This is a genomic window from Nocardia sp. NPDC049149, from assembly GCF_043197455.1.
GTDB lineage: Bacteria > Actinomycetota > Actinomycetes > Mycobacteriales > Mycobacteriaceae > Nocardia.
On record NZ_JBICTD010000002.1, the window covers coordinates 203,692 to 220,357 of the forward strand.

Annotated in this window: 15 protein-coding genes; 5 read left to right on the top strand and 10 right to left on the bottom strand. The window is 66.0% G+C overall.

The features are described 5' to 3' along the window. Positions 1-35: 35 nt before the first annotated feature. Positions 36-1,082 (bottom strand): hypothetical protein, encoded by a 1,047-nt coding sequence (locus tag ACGFNJ_RS06580; protein ID WP_393444161.1) that lies wholly within the window; start codon positions 1,080-1,082, stop codon positions 36-38. A gap of 255 nt (positions 1,083-1,337) precedes the next feature. On the opposite strand from ACGFNJ_RS06580, the gene ACGFNJ_RS06585 reads away from it, so the two are divergent. Together ACGFNJ_RS06585 and ACGFNJ_RS06590 are read left to right on the top strand one after the other, a co-directional pair. Beyond that, on the top strand, positions 1,338-2,330 hold the full coding sequence (locus tag ACGFNJ_RS06585) for an alpha/beta hydrolase (protein ID WP_393444163.1): 993 nt from the start codon (positions 1,338-1,340) through the stop codon (positions 2,328-2,330). A gap of 104 nt (positions 2,331-2,434) precedes the next feature. Further along, positions 2,435-2,875: a hypothetical protein gene (locus ACGFNJ_RS06590; protein ID WP_393444165.1), complete on the top strand. Its 441-nt coding sequence runs from the start codon at positions 2,435-2,437 to the stop codon at positions 2,873-2,875. Here ACGFNJ_RS06590 and ACGFNJ_RS06595 read toward each other — a convergent pair whose 3' ends face one another. After that, a complete protein-coding gene (locus tag ACGFNJ_RS06595) occupies positions 2,876-4,495 on the bottom strand; it encodes an amidohydrolase (protein WP_393444167.1) in 1,620 nt (539 codons plus the stop codon). Between the two features lie 238 nt (positions 4,496-4,733). Here ACGFNJ_RS06595 and ACGFNJ_RS06600 point away from each other — a divergent pair, with 238 nt between their 5' ends. The 3 genes from ACGFNJ_RS06600 (at position 4,734) to ACGFNJ_RS06610 (ending at position 8,954) form a co-directional block, all read left to right on the top strand. Continuing rightward, positions 4,734-5,864: a diguanylate cyclase gene (locus ACGFNJ_RS06600; protein WP_393444169.1), complete on the top strand. Its 1,131-nt coding sequence runs from the start codon at positions 4,734-4,736 to the stop codon at positions 5,862-5,864. Between the two features lie 114 nt (positions 5,865-5,978). Next, complete coding sequence (locus ACGFNJ_RS06605) at positions 5,979-7,466, top strand: M28 family metallopeptidase (protein ID WP_393444171.1); 1,488 nt, start codon at positions 5,979-5,981, stop codon at positions 7,464-7,466. 81 nt (positions 7,467-7,547) lie between these two features. Next, positions 7,548-8,954, top strand: coding sequence for a M14 family zinc carboxypeptidase (locus tag ACGFNJ_RS06610; protein ID WP_393444174.1), 1,407 nt, complete (start codon positions 7,548-7,550; stop codon positions 8,952-8,954). A 76-nt stretch (positions 8,955-9,030) separates the two neighbouring features. On the opposite strand, the gene ACGFNJ_RS06615 is transcribed toward ACGFNJ_RS06610, so the two are convergent. The 8 genes from ACGFNJ_RS06615 to ACGFNJ_RS06650 form a co-directional block, all read right to left on the bottom strand. Beyond that, positions 9,031-9,357, bottom strand: a complete 327-nt coding sequence (locus ACGFNJ_RS06615) for a hypothetical protein (RefSeq protein ID WP_393444176.1) — start codon at positions 9,355-9,357, stop codon at positions 9,031-9,033. Between the two features lie 108 nt (positions 9,358-9,465). Continuing rightward, positions 9,466-10,326, bottom strand: a complete 861-nt coding sequence (locus tag ACGFNJ_RS06620) for a TIGR03619 family F420-dependent LLM class oxidoreductase (protein ID WP_393444178.1) — start codon at positions 10,324-10,326, stop codon at positions 9,466-9,468. Then, the gene (locus ACGFNJ_RS06625) at positions 10,323-10,727 is read right to left on the bottom strand and encodes a MerR family transcriptional regulator (RefSeq protein ID WP_393444180.1); all 405 of its coding nucleotides are present in this window, start codon (positions 10,725-10,727) and stop codon (positions 10,323-10,325) included. Before ACGFNJ_RS06625 ends, ACGFNJ_RS06620 begins: the two co-directional genes overlap by 4 nt. 119 nt (positions 10,728-10,846) lie before the next feature. Then, positions 10,847-12,313 carry an MCE family protein gene (locus tag ACGFNJ_RS06630; RefSeq protein WP_393444182.1) on the bottom strand — a complete coding sequence of 489 codons (1,467 nt, stop codon included), beginning with the start codon at positions 12,311-12,313 and terminating at the stop codon, positions 10,847-10,849. A gap of 460 nt (positions 12,314-12,773) precedes the next feature. Further along, positions 12,774-14,249 (bottom strand): glycoside hydrolase family 76 protein, encoded by a 1,476-nt coding sequence (locus tag ACGFNJ_RS06635; RefSeq protein WP_393444184.1) that lies wholly within the window; start codon positions 14,247-14,249, stop codon positions 12,774-12,776. A gap of 54 nt (positions 14,250-14,303) precedes the next feature. Further along, positions 14,304-15,164 (bottom strand): sigma-70 family RNA polymerase sigma factor, encoded by an 861-nt coding sequence (locus ACGFNJ_RS06640; RefSeq protein WP_393444186.1) that lies wholly within the window; start codon positions 15,162-15,164, stop codon positions 14,304-14,306. After that, positions 15,161-15,553: a VOC family protein gene (locus tag ACGFNJ_RS06645; RefSeq protein ID WP_393444188.1), complete on the bottom strand. Its 393-nt coding sequence runs from the start codon at positions 15,551-15,553 to the stop codon at positions 15,161-15,163. The genes ACGFNJ_RS06640 and ACGFNJ_RS06645 overlap by 4 nt, the downstream gene beginning before the upstream one ends. Positions 15,554-15,675: 122 nt before the next feature. Then, positions 15,676-16,569, bottom strand: a complete 894-nt coding sequence (locus tag ACGFNJ_RS06650) for a LysR family transcriptional regulator (RefSeq protein ID WP_393444190.1) — start codon at positions 16,567-16,569, stop codon at positions 15,676-15,678. Positions 16,570-16,666 lie beyond the last annotated feature (97 nt).

Below are 16,666 nucleotides of genomic sequence, written 5' to 3' on the forward strand. Positions count from 1 at the left end.
ACCGCGCGGCGAATCAGCCGCTACCGGTGGGCATCTCAGCGAACGGCGGTGGCGTCTTCCGGATCGGCGTGCGCCGGTTGGGCGCCGAATTGCTGTGCTAGGCGGTCTTGTTCGGCTACCAGAACGTGCCAGTTGTGGAAGTAGCCGGGGTGCTCGACGACATCGAGCAGGACTGCGTCTCCGAAAGCCAGATGGGTGTAGGCACCGCGCAGCACAGTGCAACCACCGCGGAGGTTGGCGTGTCCGCGAAGCACGAACAGGTGTGAGTCGACATGCACTCGGGTTCCGGCGGCAGGCGTCTGCGCGGGACGCCAGCCGTCGCGTAACTCCTGTGCGGCACGACCCGCGCGCGAGTCGCCGCGAACCCGGAATCGAACCTCCATCCCGCGCCCGCCGTCCGGAACAGACCACGACACGTTCAGCCCCGCGCCGGAGGGATCGTCGGCGAGATCGGCCATCCCGACCGCGACGAGAACATGCCCTTGCTCCCGCAATCCCGCGCAGGTCTGGGTGACTCCGTCGATGTAGGTGTCGTCTGGAAAGGTGAAGTCGTAGTGGTGCATGTCGTTGATGGTGGCCAGCACCGCCTCGATCGGGATGCCCTTGGCGACCTCGGTGGCGACCAACCGCTGCATGTCGCCCTGGTCGATCAGGGAGCCCGGCTCGTCGACCGGCTCGTCGAAGAGCCGATCGGTATCGCCGCGTGCGACGATCACCGACTTCGACAGGAACCGCGCCGCCCGCGAATTCACCTGGTAGACAGCCTCTCCGAGGTCGGTCTCGGCACCGTGCCCGAACGCTTCGGCGACAACGCGGCAGTACTTCTCGTCGACCGGAACCCCGCTGGCCGCGATCCGATGGGTTTGGTCGTTGAGCCCCTGCACGTCGTCGCTCGCCGGCACGCCGTCCTCGGCGAGGAACAGGCCGAGCACCCGATCGAGGACAAGCAACCCTTCGGCACCGTGCACCGGGATATCCAGCACGTACGCCAACCGATACGCCCGCGCAGGCCCTTCCTGCGCATTCATCACCGCCGCGCTCGGGTATCCGAGTACCGCAGCGACCACACTGGCCTTGTCCATGCCCCACCTCTGTTGCCCCACGGTGAGACCACCGCGCACTCCCGACACCGTATCTGCCGTTACGGGACATGTGTACCAGTACGGCAGGCGCCGCGCAGCCGGAATCAAGATCGGGGCCGGACCCGGCGGCGGCCATCGTCGAGACCTCCCTATGCTGGGGACCGTGGGCGTGCGCGGGCAGAATATTTGCTTGCGTGACAGTCGGATTCGTTTCTCCTCGGCACGTTGCCGGGGACGAGGGTAGAGGTATGCGGGATGGGCGCGACGCGTTCTGAGAGCAAGTTGCAGGGCCGCGGTTGGTTGAAGAGCTTCGGCATCATCATTGCCACAGCTGTCCTGGTGTGGTGGATCGGCACGGCGGCGGCCAATTCCGCGCCGATGCAGGCACCGGTATTACGGGCTCCGGCAGGCGGTTCCACGGAATTGTCGGTGCCGTCGAGCATGGGGCACATCAAGGTTCAGGTGCAGTGGGCGGCCCGCGGCGGTAGCGCCGCGCTCTACTTCCTCGATGGTCTCCGCGCGCCTGCCGACCACAGTCAGTGGACGACCGACACCGACGCGCTGCGCCAGTTCGCAGGCGACAACGTCACTTTGGTGTTCCCGGTCGGTGGCCACTCCAGCTTCTACACCGACTGGTATCGACCGAGCAGCACCAATGGTCAAGTGTCGACCTACAAGTGGGAAACCTTCCTCACCAAGGAGCTGCCCACCTTCCTGGCCGGCTATGGCGTTTCGCGGACCAACAACGCCATCGTCGGCGCCTCCATGGGCGGCAATGCGGCGCTGACGCTGGCCGCGCACCACCGCGATCAGTTCAAGTTCGCCGGATCCTTCTCGGGATTCGTGCATCCGACGTTCCCCATGTGGAACGAAGCGATGCGGGCCGCGATGTGGGACGAAGGCAGGTTCAACGTCGACGACATGTGGGGACCGGCAGGCGCACCGGCCTGGAGTCGCAACGACGCCACTGTCCAAGCCGAGCTGCTCCGCGGACTACCGATGTACATCTGGACAGGCAACGGCCTGCCCGGCCCCCTCGATCTGCCGCAGGGAGTCGGCAACACGCTCAACGCGATGGGCCTCGAGGCAATGACCACCGTCGCCAACCAGATGCTCCGAGACCGCCTCGCGACCTTCGACATCCCCGCCCGCATCGATTTCGTCCAAGGCACCCACACCTGGCCCTACTGGCAGCAGGCCCTGGCCACCGCGCGCCCCGCGATCCTCGACGCCCTTCGCGCCGGCTGAGATCCGGACCCCAGAAGCGGGGTATTGCTCGCGCGGCACTGCCCGTGCGAGAGTTCGCTGCGACCGCTATCTGGGGAAATCGTTGCCAGAAAAGGTAGTTCATCGTGCTCACAGCGAAACGCACCACCACTGCCGTAGCGACGCTCGGCGCACTCGCCACGGCGATCGCGCTGGCCGCACCGCAGGCGGGGGCCACTGTCACCAGCATCCGGGTCGAGAGCGGGCAGAGCTTGGGCAGCTCGGGGGACGCACTCGGCACCGGCTGCTCCTACCCGGTCGTCGCGAAGACGGAACCGGGTCGGGCGGTGGTCTTCCTCGACGAGTTCGACTCCGATGTCGCCAACAAGACATTCCAGCCGTCTTATGCGACCGCGGATGCGACGGGAACGGCGCGCACCACGTGGATCCCGAACAAGAAGGGGCCACACAAGATCTGGGTGATCGAGTACCTGGGCGAAGAGCAGTTCGACCCCTACACGCACGAGGTTCCCTACACCGTCGGAACCGGCGTGAACGTCGGCCCTACGTGCGTCGTCCTGCCCTGATCACTCCGCGCGATAAGTGAGGGCGCCTGCGATGCCGGTGACCGCAGGGGCAAGGTGCCGGAGCTGTTCGTCGGGACAGGTGTAGGGATCGGTGTGGTATCCGACGAAATCAGCTGGGGCGCCGACGGATAACGGCTCGTCACGGCGCCCGAGGAACTGCGCGCCAGCTGTCGTATAGAGCCGCAACGCCTCGATCCGGGTGATCGCGTGTTCGGGGCCGAGGATTCCGGACGGCGAAGCACGGGTGACCATGTGGTACACGTTCGCCAACGGATCGAGCGGCCCGATCGGATGATCGGTGCCAGCACTGATCGACGCGCCCGCATCCAGCAGGTGCCGCAGCGGAAACAGCGCGGCGGTGCGTTCCGTGCCCCACGCATTGAGCAATGCCGGACCGAGACCGGTGATCAGCGCCTGCTGCACCGTGATGTGGATGCCGAGGCTCGTCGCCTCGGCGATCCGCTCGGCGCCGATCAATCCACCGTGTTCGATGACCAGAAGTCCCGGCGGGATCGGCCCGTGCCGCTCGGTGAGCTCGCGTGCCAGGTCCACGATGAGCCCGACGGCGCGGTCACCGAACGCGTGCGCGCCGACGGGCCAGCCTCGACGCAGGCAGGTTTCGAGGGCAATGGCCAGATGGTCACGCTCCCAAGCCAATTCGCCGTAGAAGTCGGGCCGGTCGAGGTAAGGCTCGGACAATGCCGCGGCTTCGACGCCGCCGTCGAGGACGAACTTGAGGCCCCACAGCCTGGCCCGGCCGTGTGTCGCGCCCGGCGTTATGCCCTGGGCTTCGAGTGCATCCAGGTAGGCATCCGGCGTATCGATGGCCCCCGGCGCGGTGATGATCATCGGGTGACTGCGCACGGCAAGCCGAGGTGCCGCAGCGCGATACACCTGCCAGTCGTCGGGTGAGATCGCCGGATCGCGGACGGTGCCGAGCCCGTGTGCCGCGTACCGGGCGGCCGCGGTCACCAGCCCATCGGCCAGCGCATCGACCGGATACGCGGGCACCACCTGCATGACCGCCGCCATGGCGTTGTCCTGCAACCACCCGGCGGGGTCCCCCGCGGCGTCGCGCACGATGACGCCGCCTGGCACATCAGGGGTGTCGCGACCGATCCCGGCACGGCGCAGTCCTTCGGAGTTGAGCACCATATTGTGCCCGCCGCGCTGGACGAGCACAGGATGGTCGGCGGTGGCCAGGTCCAGTTCTTGTGCGGTCGGCATGCGGCGTTCGGCCAACCGCATTTCATGCCAGTCGGCCGCACTGACTACCCAGTCACCGGGCGGGGTGCGCTCGGCACGCGCGCGGACAAGCGCGATCAGCGAAGCGATGTCGGTCGCCTGGGATACCGGAACCCCCAGCACATTTCGCGCGGCGAGCATCAGATGGTTGTGGGTGTCGACGAAGGCAGGCAACACCACGAGCTGAGGATCGTCGATGACGACAGTCTCGGAACCAACCCAGGCACGCAGCAGATCCCCCGCGTCGTCCGGCCCAGCCACCGCAACAACATTCCCGCCGCGCGCGGCGAACGCGGTCACCGGCCCCGCACCGAACGAATACACCTTCCCCGCGCGAATCACCAAGTCCGCCACCGCGTCCACCACCACGCTCACCCGCTCTCTCCGTAGGACGACTTCGACGCTAGCCAAACAGTCGACTCCATCGATCGACCTGCGCGCAACGGCCGACAGCACCCAGGGTTTCCAGGAAGACGATCGGCGGGCCGGATCCGCCGAGTGACACTGTGTGACCCAGGTAACAGAACTTCGGTCCGGATATGGGCTACATTTCAGCTACCTATGACATAGGTCTCTTTCCGGAGGTCCGATGTCGGCGAAGGTGGTGGCTCGAATGACCGAAGGCAGATCGTTGATTCTGGCTTGGTGGCGTGACCGGGTCGATTACCGCTGGCTGGTCAGCGTCCTCGGCTATCACGGTGCGCTGGGCTGGGTGAAGATCATGCTCGGCGCGGGTGGTGCGGTCATGTGCCTGGTCACCGCGCTGTCGATGGCATCGAACATCGGGCCGCGCAACGCCTTCTTCGAGGCAGGCTGCTGGCTGATCGTAATCATGACCGCGATCTGGGCGCTGCGCTGGTGGGCGCTGCCATGGCCGGGCCGAGTCGAATCGCTGCTCTGGTGTGCCGGCGCGGACATCGCCATCACCTTCGGTGCATTGGCGGCGGAGAATCGCCTCTACGGCGCATTGGTAGCAACTCTGATGACAGTCCCTGGGATGTATGTGGGAGCGTTTCACGGGCAGCGCGTGCTCGCCGCCCATGTCGCCTGGTCGCTGCTGTCCGTCATCGCGCTGGTCGTCCTGCTCATGCACGACGGACCCGCGCAGGTCGGCTCCGCCTCGGGCGACCTTCGTCTCGGCATCGCCATCACCCTGATTGCCGTGTCGCTCAACGTCGTCGGGTTGCCGACGGCCCAATTCTGCCGCTGGGTATGGCGATTGAACGCCATCGAAGACCCACTCACCATGCTGCTGAACCGGCGCGGACTCGACTACCACCTGTGGCGCTACCTCGGCCCCGACCAACGCGACACGGTGTACGTCGCGAGTTTGGACCTGGACCGCTTCAAGCTCGTCAACGACACCTTCGGCCACCTGTTCGGCGACGAGGTCCTGCGGCACACCGCCGACCGGCTCCGCACGACGGTCGCCGCCGAGGCCATCGTCGCCCGCACCGGCGGTGAAGAATTCGTCGTTGTCGGCCATCTCGGCGACGCCGACCCCCGCCAGGTCGCCGAACAACTGCGCGACGCCATCGAGACGATGCCCGACCTGCCCGTCACCATCACCGCAAGCGTCGGCCTGGTGACCATCGCGGCGTCAGGCGCGCGGCACCCCGCCGCCGAGCAGCACGCTTTGCGCCATTCGGACATCGCGATGTATCGCGCAAAACACATGGGCGGCAACACCATCGCGATCGCCGAAGCCACCGAAGACGATCCGAACGCGGCTCGCGTCTACTGACCGCATTCGGCCGCTCCTGCGTGTTCACCAGTGTTCAACTGGGGTTTTACCAATGTTCCGCACCGGCATACCCTCCGAGAATCGGGATTTGATCCATCCTCCGGAGGAGCCGACATGCCCTCAATCTTCCTCAGCACCAGAACTGTTCGCGTTATCGGCGCGGCCGCTGCGGTACCCATCGCGCTCTCGCTCGCCGTGGCGGGAGCGGTGTACGCCGACCCCGGCGCACCACCCGGGGCGCAGGTGGCCGAGATCAAGGCGCCCGCCGTCAAGGACCACCTGAACAAATTCCAGTCCATCGCCAACGCCAACGGCCGGACCCGCGCCGCGGGCACCGCAGGCTACGACGCCTCCCGCGACTATGTGGCCGAAAAGCTGCGCGGCGCAGGCTATACGGTGACGTTGCAGCCGTTTTCCTTCCAGACCTTCCGTGAGCGGACGACGGCGGTCATGGAGAAGGTCTCCGCAGGCGCCACGACATTCAAGGCGACCCCGCCGAGCTACAGCGAGGTCGGCGACTTCGCCACCTCGACCTATTCCGGTTCCGGCGAGGCCAAAGCGACAGTCCAGAACGTCGATCTGAAGCTGCCTGCCGGGTCGGAGCCGAACTCCTCGACCTCCGGTTGTGAGGCCGCGGACTTCTCCGGCTTCAAGCGCGGCAACATCGCCCTGATCCAGCGCGGTACCTGCACCTTCGCCGACAAAGCTCGAAATGCCCAGGCCGCAGGGGCTTCCGGCGTGATCATCTTCAACGAGGGTCAGCAGGGCCGGACCGACACCTTCACCGAGCCGCTCGACCAGACCGGCATCACCATCCCGGTGGTCGGCGCGAGCTTCGCCGTCGGCAAGAACCTCGCCGCCGCGAAGGACTCCGTCGTGCGGCTCAAGACCGACACCGAAAGTCTGCCTGCCACAACGCATAACGTGATCGCGGAGTCCAAGCAGGGCAATGCGGACAAGGTCGTGATGGCAGGAGCGCACCTCGATTCCGTGCGGGCCGGGGCAGGCATCAACGACAACGGTTCCGGCAGCGCGGGATTGCTCGAGGTCGCGCTGCAGATGGCCGCGGTCACGCCGAAGAACAAGCTCCGGTTCGCCTGGTGGGGCGCCGAGGAACTCGGTCTGGTCGGCTCCAAGTACTACGTCAACAACCTGTCCCAGGCCAACCGCGCCAAGATCGGGCTGTACCTCAACTTCGACATGATCGGCTCGACGAACTTCGCCTACAAGATCTATGACGGCAGCGCGGGCGGACCGGCAGGCTCCGCGCAGATCGAGAAGGACTTCGCCGACTACTTCGACTCGAAAGGTCTCCCGCACAACACCACACCGTTCGACGGCCGCTCGGACTACGGACCGTTCATCCGCGTCGGGATTCCCGCGGGCGGACTGTTCACCGGTGCGGAGGGCACCAAGACCCGCCAAGAAGCGCAGTTGTTCGGCGGCACGGCGGGACGCCCGTACGACCCCTGCTACCACCGGTCTTGCGACACGACAACCAACATCAGTGACACGGCACTGACCGTGAACACCAACGCGATTGCCAACGCAATACAGAAATACGCCGCGGCCACCACGCTGCCGAGGGGCACGGCGGGATAGTCCGCCGAACAACGTTGCACTGCACTCAACGCCACGCCGCGGAATGCGGTGTCTGACAGTGGCGCGCGAAAAGGGAAGACTATGAGCATATTACGCAATATCATCGCAACTACTTCCGTGGTGGTCGTCGGTGGTTTCTCCACACTCCTCTGCAATCCATTGCTGGCCAATGCCGCCGATGACACGCCCTACTACTGGGACGTTCCGGTGCCATCGAAGACGCAGACGGACATCCTCGAAAAGGCCGGAATCGAAACGGTTCCCGCCGGTCCCGGCAAAGTCACCATCGCGGTCGACGAGGCAGGCGCTCAGGCGCTGCGGGACAAGGGACTGAATCCGACGAAGAAAGCGCCGGTTTACCAGTCGCTGCCGCAGGAGCGAATGGCCCCGGACGCCACCTACTACGGCGGCTATCACACTGCGGCAGACCTGCTCCGGCATGCCAAGGATGTCGCAACGAAGAATCCCGGAATCGCCCAGTCGTACGACATCGGCAAATCCTGGAAAGCCCAGAACGGCACCGGCGGCCACACCATGAACGTCATCTGCTTGACCGGTGCGGCGAAAGCCACCACCGACAAGGAGAAGGTCGCGGCGAAAACGACGGCCAAGCCCGACGGTTGCGCACTGGCACCCAACTCGGCCAAGCCGCGCTTCCTGCTCACCGCGCAGATCCACGCTCGCGAGCTGGCGACCGGTGAACTGGCATGGAAGTGGATCGACTACCTGGCCAGCGGCTACGGCACCGATCCTGCGGTGACCAAGATCCTGGACACCACCGAGGTCTGGGTCGTTCCGGTGACCAACCCGGACGGTGTCGATGTGACCGCCAGCGGCGGCAACCGGCCCAAGATGCAACGCAAGAACGTCGACAACAGCCAGACGCCGCAGTCCTGCTCCGTCGTCGATGGGTCAGGCAACGGTCCCGGCGTCGACCTGAACCGCAACTTCCCGACCCGCTGGGGTGCCGACTCGAGAAACCCCTGCTCGCAGACCTTCCAAGGTCCGCGTGGCGGCTCTGAACCGGAAACCCAGGCGATCGCGAAGCTGTACGCGAGCCTGTTCACCAATCAGCGCCCCGCAGGCAGCCGTGACGTCCCGGATACCGCGAAAGGCGTAGTCATCGATCTGCATGCCTACGGCAACTACGGGATCATTCCGGGCGCCGCGACCCCGAAGAACAGGGAACAGTTGCGGGCACTGATCAAGAAGGTCGTGCCGAGCGGATTCGTCGTCGGCACCGACGAGGAGACCGTCGGATACTCGACCTCGGGAACAACCGACGATCAGGCCCACGGCGCCCTGGGACTGGCATCCTTCACCATCGAAATCGGGCCGAACAGCGGCGGGAGCTGCACGGGCTTCATGCCGCGCTACTCGTGCGTGAACGACACCTTCTGGCCCCAGATGAAGAAGTCGTTCAGCGCCGCCGCCCTGGCCGCCGGAGCACCGTACAAGCAGGCGCAGAACACTCCGACCGCCAATTGATCGACGCGACGTAAGTCGTAGCTGGACAAGAAGGTTCCGCCTGTGCGAACAGGCGGAACCTTCGCGGCGTCACGGGTCAGCGGTAGACCCAGATACCACCGCCACCGAGGGGGACGACCCGGTCCACCGGGTGCGCGACACCGTTGTCGTCGTTCTGCGTGCAGTCGTACGGGAACAGGGAGTAGTGCCCGTCGCCGCCGCTGCACATGAGCGGACGGGTCGTGCCGTACGGGCTGATCAAGATCCGCGACGAGAGGATCAGGTTGTTCTGTGAAGCGAACTCCCTCGACCAGTCATGACGGTTGGCCAGCCTGGCGTCGGCGTCAGGGTCGGCGGACGCGATCGGAGCCGCAACCAGCAGAGCGGCCGCAACAGCACCTACACATGCGAATACTCGTTTCATAGAGGGACTATCGGTCATGCGGCCGAGCTATTACACAGTCCACGTATATACGGAGACGCACGTCACAGGCGAACGGTCGTACGGTGCTGCTTCGCCTGATGCGTTAATTCAGTCGGTGCGCGCAACGAACCGTTCGGCGAATTCAGACATTTGGTCGTGCTGCTCGTCGGCGGTCGTCGCGGTCAGGTTGACCACGATGCGGGTCACGCCATGGTTAGCGAGCTGCTCGACCTGGTCGACCGACAACCCTGCCGAGCCCCAGCGGGTGTACTCCAGGGCGGCCGGGTCGCGGCCCGCGTCCGCGGCGGTCTTGCGCGCCAACGCGATCTGCCGATCGCGCTCGGCCTCGTCGAGCATGCCGCCGGCGAAATAGCCGTCGCCGCGCAGGCCGACGCGGCGGGCAGCGGCTCGGCTCGATCCGCCAACGTGGATCGGAAGCTCGCTCACCCCAAGAGGTTTCGGATAGCTGCACAGATTGTCGAAGTCGAAGAACTCGCCGTGATAGCCGACCCCATCCTCGCCGCCTGCCCACAGCAGCCGCAACACATCGATCGCTTCGTCGGCGCGGCGACCTCGACTACGGAAGTCCACCCCCATCGCCTTCGCCTCGCCGGGCAGCGCGCCGAGTCCCACAGTGAGCAGCCGCATTCGGCCCTTCGACAGCACATCGATGGTCGCCAACCGCTTGGCCAGCACCACCGGGTGCCGATACGGCAGCAGCAGCACGCCGGTGCCTAGCAGCAACCGTTGCGTGGCGGCGGCGACAAAACTCAGACAATCCAGCGGGTCGAAGTAGGGCAGCGTCGGCGGCAATTCCGCAGCGCCATACGACGCACCGGGATACAGCACGAAGTGATCCTGCACGTACAACCCCTCGAACCCACATCGCTCCGCGTGCTGCGCGAAGGCGACGAGCCGATCGGGATCGGTCCCGTTGAACGGCGTGCTGTAACTGATGGCGAACTTCACGGGCACTCCTTCGGTGTATCGGGAAGGTGGTGGGCGAGTTCGCATTTCGGCGGACCTGCCAGCGCTCCGTCGAGTTGCCGACGCAACTCCGTCCGGACTGCGGCAAGCTCGTCGATCGCGTCGTCCACCTCGGCGAGCCTGCGCCGCAACGTGTCCACCGAGTCCGGGCATTCGTCACCCGATCGATGACCGTGCCGCAGACACGCGACGAACGCGCCCGTATCAGCGAGATCGAACCCGAGCTCGAGCAGCGCACGGATCTTTCGCACGATCCGCAGTTCGTCCTCGTACACCCGGTAACCATTCGTCGACCGCTGCGCCCGCACCAGCCCCTGCTGCTCGTAATACCGCAGCATCCGGGTACTGGTCCCGGCCCGATCGGCCAACTCCCCGATCAACATCCGATCTCCTCACCACACCAACCCGGGCCACGCTAGACCTTGTCACCAGTGTCAAGGCAAGCACCGACTGTCCAATTCCGGGTCATCGGCGAGCGCGGCTGTGGCTGACGAGTCGAATGTCAGCGGGGCAATTCCTTGTCGGCCACCTGGATGGTTGCGCCCTTCAAAATCGTGCTCAGCAGCAGATATTCGGCGGTGGTCGGCGTGCGGCCGAGCAGCGCGGTGATCGCGGCATCACCCTGGTAGGAGATCGCACCCGCGGTGGGCGTGCGCGCCGAGGCAGGCGCCACCGGCGCGGGCTCCGGCGCGGGTGCCGCGGGAGCCGGCGGCGGACTGAGGCCGGGGATCAACGGGAACAGACCCTCGAGCGGAGTGCCCGCGAACGGCCGTGAGGCACTGGGCATCCCGGTCTCGGCAGGCCGCGCCTCCGGCGTAGTGACACCGGGGATCACCGGCAGACCCGGCATCGGCACCACCGGCGGCAAACCCTTCGCCGACTCCAGCGCACGCGGGCGCAGGTTCTCCGGCAACGGCGGCAACGGATTCACCGCGGGCGCAGTGAAACAACTCGGACCGGCCAGCTCGCCATAGCGCGGGCAATCAGCCACCGTGTACGGCTCATACGGGGTCAGCGGGAGCACGAAGCCCCAGTTCCACACCATCTGGCCCTGCGGCCCCCAGACGAAGACGGTGTTCCACCTGCGGGTCAGTTCGCCCAAATCGAGGAGCGTCCGAGTGATCAAGCTCGGGTCTGCCGCCACCGCGCCGAACATGTCGCTCGTGCCCGCGGTCACCTGCTTGCCGATATCACCGTTGCGGGCGAACAGATTATTGACGGTGTCGACCGTGTTGCCGGTGCCGGTGATCAACGCGACCAAATCACTACGCCGGTCGGCAATGGTGCGCGCGGTGTTCACCGAAGTGCCGAGCACATCGAGCAGTTCCGGCGCGGACTGGTTCAGCGCATGCACCGAGCCGGAGAAATCGTGCAGCAGGACAGCGAGATTCGGGATCGACTCATCGACCGACTGCAACCAGCGATCGAACCGCTCCACCGACGAGCCGGGCATCCGCCCGCTGCCGTCGAGTGCCTGCGACAGCGTGCCGAGCACGCGACCGAACTGCACCGGGTCGATCCGGTCGAGGATGTTGCGCACGGTGGTGAGGGTGTCCTGCAGAGCAATCGTGCCCGCGCTGCGATCCTCCTCGATCACCGAACCCTCCCGCAGAGGTTGATCGGCCGGACCGTTGAAGACCAGCTCGACCGCGGTCACCGCAAAGAGATTGCTCGGCACCACTCGAGCAGTGACGGTGGACGGCACATCCTTGGCGAATTCCGGTTTCAGCTCGATCTGCACTTTTTGCAACTCGCCCATGGCCGCGACCTCAACTCCGGCAACCGCACCGACGAGCACACCACGGAACTTGACGTCGGCGTCCGCCGGCAGTCCGTCACCGGTGGTGGTCAGGTTCGCGATGACGTTCACCTTGTCCACGAAGTACCCCGTGTAGCGCGCCATCAAGAACCCAAGCGCCAACGCGAACACCACCAGAGCAGACGCACCGGCAAACAACAGCTGCCGCATGGTCGGACCACGGCCGCTGGGATCGATGAGAACCATCTCGACCTACCCGACAATCCGGATACAGAAGACCCCTGCGCCCCAAACCGCCTGCGGCACTGACAGATTTGTATACACGACCGCGCCCCCTCCCGACGCCGGTTGGTCGCCCCGGCGACTCGTTGTGTTGGACGCAGCCTACAACGCAGCGATGAATAACACACAGTTCTCGCGTGCCCGCATTCATAAATCCGCCTACCATCGGCGAATCACTAAGAGACACAGGCCAATATTGGGCAATTACCCAAATGAGTGCGGCGACAAAGACAACCGATATGACAAATTCATTTGGCAGGCATACACATTGCGGCCGTCCAGGGTGATCGCGGCGCCGCCACCGAGTGGGCAAGCATGACCCACCGGGAATCCGGCCCCATGGGGTCGTCCGACACCACGGTGAAACCGAGCCGAACCCAAGACCCGGTCAGCCGGCGTTGAGGGCGTCCAATGCTGCTGCTTGGGTGGCGAAGTTGGGGTGGTCGTCGGGGCGCAACGGCCCCTGCCAGCGGAAGCCGTACTGATCGGCGTCGCCGGTCAACGAGTTGACCTGTCGAACCAGGAATTCCTTGGTGGCGGTGGACTTTCCTGTGTCGACCAGCTCACGGTAGTCGCGGACGAATACCCCCTTGAAGATGTACGCGTCACCGCAATCCGGGCCGGGGCAGGTGCTGGCGGCGTATTCGTCCAGCACACCGTCTCGAATGAAGGGCGAACCATCCCTGGTCGTTGCCGTAGCGATCGCGTCGGCCGCGGTGAGTAACTCGCGTCGCCCAGTGGCTCGATACAGCGCGACCGCGCCGCGGATCACCGCGCCTTGGTCGTAGGTCCAGCGGACGTTCTCGTCGACCAGAACGCACGTGTCGCCGAACTTGTCGAGGTGGTCGTTGATCAGACCGGAGCGGTCGAACAGCGCACGACCCGCCTTCTCGGTGAACCAGGCCCAAGTCGTTTGCGCGCGAGCACGATACGTCGACCGGTCGGCCCCTTCGGTCCGGGTGCTCAGCGACGCGGTCGCGGTCAGGTACAGCGCGTTGGTGATCGTGTTCACCTGGAACTGATCTGCGCCCGTGCGCCCCCACGCCAATCCACCATCGCAGAACGATGCCTTCGCGTCCTCGAGTCCGTCCACGATGGTCCGCGCGGCCGTCAAGTAGCGAGTCTCCCCGGTGCGGTCATAGGCGGCGGTCCACGCCAACGCCCACCACAGTTCGTCGTCGTGGTTCCGGGTCTTGCGTGGCACCCCTGACCGGGCGACATCACCGTGCCGGTAGGTCTCCTCGACGTAGCTCAGATACTGGTCATCGTCGGTGCGCCGGATGTAGTCGAGCACGGCGGTCAGCGCGTTGGCGCTCTGCCATGTGCTGCTATCGCCCCGCCAGAGTCCCTCCTCGTGGTCGTAGGACTCCAGCAACCGTTCGAGGGCCCGCTGCCGCCGGTCCGGTGGCGGGTCCGTCGCGGCGGTCCACCGAGTGCACCGGATCTCCGCCCGGTCGCCGACCTTTCCGCAGGCCCGCAGCAGGCTGCCGGAGTACCGGAAGAACCCGGTGCGCTGCGCCGTGGCTGCCACCGAAACGGTTGCGGCGCCGAGCATTCCGTCCGGTACATCGCGGGTGTCGCGGGCACGATCGAGCCACACCGCGTCGCCATGCTGCCCGTTCTCGATGCCTGCGGACGCCCCGCAGTCGGCCATGACCAACGTGACCGTGCGCGACCACAACCGAACCTGCGGATTCTCCCCTCGGGTCCCGCTCGCGGCCTGCGGATCGCCGCCGTCGATCGGCTGACCGGTACAGCTCGGTCGGCTGTGCGAGAGCTCCGACTGCACCACCAGGTACGTCGCCAACGTCAACCCGAGCACGCCGACGACGATCCCCAGGCGGGCCCGCTTGCTTCCGATCACACCATGCACGCTAGTTGCTGATCTTCGAGCAGCACGGCGCGTGGTCGGGTGCTGCTAGGGCCTCGGCATATCGATCGCGGCGAGTCTGGCCGGGTCGGCGACGATGTGAATGGCCGTGATCCGGCCGTCGGTGACCGCGAAGGCGATGACGGAGAACGGCGTTCCGTCGAGAAGCCACGACATGTAGCCGGGGTCACCGTTGACCAGCACGGGTCGCTGGCGCACGGCCTCGCCGGAGAACATGCGAGCGCGGGAGGCGACCTCGGTGGCGCCGAGCACGACCACGGCGCCGTCGGGGGTGTCGACGGTCAACTTCACGTTCGGGTCGAGCACCCGCAGCAGCGCTTCGAAGTCGCCGCCGAGCGCGGCAGCACGGAATGCCGTGGCGACCGCTCGACTTTCGCGACCGCCGTCCGCCGGTGGGTCCACGGTGTGGACCTTGCGGCGGGCGCGGCTGGCGATCATCTTGGTGGCGTCGACGGATTTGCCGAGTATCTGACCGATCTCGTGGAACGGGACCGCGAACATATCGTGCAGCACGAACGCGAGCCGCTCGCTCGGCGTGAGCGAATCGAGCACGACGAGCAGCGCGAAGCCGACCGAATCGGCAAGCGCCACTTGCTCGTCCGGTGCCGGTTCGTCGTCCGGCGTCACCACGAAGTCCGAAGGCTCCTGCCCATACGAGGTTTCCGGGTGGGTCTGCCGGGAACGCAACAGGTCCAGGCTGATTCGGCCGACGACGGTGGTCAACCAGCCAGGCAGGTTGGCGATGGTCGCCGGGTCCTGGCGGGCCAGGCGCAGCCAGGCTTCCTGGACCACGTCCTCGGCGTCGGCGTGCGAGCCGAGCACGCGGTAGGCAACGGCGTGCAACCGCGCACGCTGGGCTTCGAACGCCTCGGTCGAGTGGGCGGTCACGGTGTGCGCCGCTCGCGAAGCGAGATCTGGTTACCGTCCGGATCCATCGCTTCGACGCGGAGTCCGAACGGGTATTCCTCGGGTTCGGACTGACCGAAGGTGACGCCGCGCTGCCGCATGATGTCGAAATCCTTTCGCAGATCATCGGATTCGAGGATGACCGGGCCGGGTGCGAGCTGCTCAAGCACACCGACCGGCTGGCCGGCGGCGGCCGCGTGCGACCACAGGAGGATCTGCACCGGGCTATCGGGCACGCCGACGGTGAGGAACCGTCCGTCGGGCCCCGCGACGTCGATCCGCGTCTCCAGGCCGAGTCCCTCGGTGTAGAACGCGAGCGCGCGGTCTTGGTCGGTGACGTAAACCGTCACGTACATGATGGTGGTCAGCATCTCGTTCTCCAGTTCGTTGACAGGTGCGACGACCGTTCCGCTTTCGTCGTCGCACCTATGACGAGCGCTGGCCCGCGAAGGTAACAACATCCGCTCGCCGGCACCCGCCCCGACTCCATGATTCAGTCTGCGGCGGCGAGGCGGATGTGCTGAGCGAGGGCCGCGAGCGCGGTCGACGAGGCTTTGGCCTTGGTGCCCCATGCCAAGAGGTGGTGGCGACGCGACCACGCGTCGGCAAGCTCGCACACCTGCACCGATTGGTCGGCGACGACCGCGTTGCGCGGGACGATGGCCAGCCCGACACCCGCGGCGACCAGGGTGATCACCGTGCTGAGGTGCGCGACGCGGGTGCGATGGCGCGCGAGCGGACCACCGTCGGCGCCGACATTCCGCTCGATCCACTGCTGCAGTGACGAGCCGGTGTCCAGGCCGACCAGCGGATGCTCGGCGACTTCCCGGTACGTCACGGTGCTTCGCCCGGCGAGGATCCCGCCCGTCTGACCGATCACCACAAGAGAGCCGTCACACAGCGGCTCGACCTCCAACCCGCAGTCGCCTGCCTCGTTGTCGATCACCACCCCGAGGTCGGCGTCGCCGTCGGTCAACATCCGCACCATCTGGGGCGTACGACGCTCGGCGACAACAACATCGACACCGGGCTGCACGCGCAGGAACGAGATCAGCGCTTGCGGAATGATCCGATGCATGGCCCCGCCGCCGCCGAGCAAGGTCAGCGAAACCTCCGGTGAGCGCGTGTATCCGGCTAGCGCACTGTCCAATCGGGCCGTTTGCCGCAACACTTCGCGCGCGTGCCTGGCCAGGGTGGAGCCTGCGGGGGTCGGCCGGACGCCACGCCGACCACGGATCAACAGCGGGATGCCCGCCTGATTCTCCAGTGCACGCACCCGGGCGCTGGCCGACGGCAGGCTCAGATGCATCCGCTGTGCGCCCGCCGTGATGGAACCCTCCGTGACGATGTCGAGAAACAAACGCAGGTCGACCAAGTCGTATTGCACCTGTCGAGCCTATGTTGTCGCCTTAGGCTGCGTGCGTGGATCGCGCATTGTGCGAATCTGCCGATTCGACGACTCTTGGTATCTAACGTGCTGATTC

Bases quoted from the DNA above. Each gene is read 5' to 3' on its own strand.
- ACGFNJ_RS06600 (WP_393444169.1), top strand. From the start codon at position 4,734: ATGACCGAAGGCAGATCGTTGATTCTGGCTTGGTGGCGTGACCGGGTC.
- ACGFNJ_RS06605 (WP_393444171.1), top strand. From the start codon at position 5,979: ATGCCCTCAATCTTCCTCAGCACCAGAACTGTTCGCGTTATCGGCGCG.
- ACGFNJ_RS06630 (WP_393444182.1), bottom strand. From the start codon at position 12,313: ATGCGGCAGCTGTTGTTTGCCGGTGCGTCTGCTCTGGTGGTGTTCGCG.
- ACGFNJ_RS06625 (WP_393444180.1), bottom strand. From the start codon at position 10,727: ATGTTGATCGGGGAGTTGGCCGATCGGGCCGGGACCAGTACCCGGATG.
- ACGFNJ_RS06585 (WP_393444163.1), top strand. From the start codon at position 1,338: ATGGGCGCGACGCGTTCTGAGAGCAAGTTGCAGGGCCGCGGTTGGTTG.
- ACGFNJ_RS06610 (WP_393444174.1), top strand. From the start codon at position 7,548: ATGAGCATATTACGCAATATCATCGCAACTACTTCCGTGGTGGTCGTC.
- ACGFNJ_RS06615 (WP_393444176.1), bottom strand. From the start codon at position 9,357: ATGAAACGAGTATTCGCATGTGTAGGTGCTGTTGCGGCCGCTCTGCTG.
- ACGFNJ_RS06580 (WP_393444161.1), bottom strand. From the start codon at position 1,082: ATGGACAAGGCCAGTGTGGTCGCTGCGGTACTCGGATACCCGAGCGCG.
- ACGFNJ_RS06645 (WP_393444188.1), bottom strand. From the start codon at position 15,553: ATGCTGACCACCATCATGTACGTGACGGTTTACGTCACCGACCAAGAC.